Annotated in this window: 1 protein-coding gene; it reads right to left on the bottom strand. The window is 54.0% G+C overall.

The window, feature by feature from the left end:
- On the bottom strand, positions 1-235 hold a 235-nt coding region (locus R2R70_RS23185), incomplete at both ends, for a TerC family protein (protein ID WP_410979373.1).

Raw genomic sequence — 235 nt, 5'->3', positions numbered from 1 at the left:
TGCCAAACACCACGCCCAGCGAGACGGCGATTGGAATATGGTAGAAGTCGACAATCAGCATCTTGATACCGATAAACACCAGAATCACCGCCAGGCCATATTTGAGCATCGAGAAACGCTCTGCTACGCCCGCCAGCAGGAAATACATCGCACGCAGGCCGAGGATCGCAAACCGGTTTGAGGTCAGCACAATGAACGGGTCAGTGGTCACGGCGAAGATAGCCGGAATGCTATC

Source organism: Cobetia sp. SIMBA_158 (assembly GCF_046566945.1).
In the GTDB taxonomy this organism is placed as follows: domain Bacteria; phylum Pseudomonadota; class Gammaproteobacteria; order Pseudomonadales; family Halomonadaceae; genus Cobetia; species Cobetia amphilecti.
The sequence above is the reverse complement of the archived record's forward strand: the minus strand, read 5'-3'. Positions and strand labels throughout refer to the sequence as shown.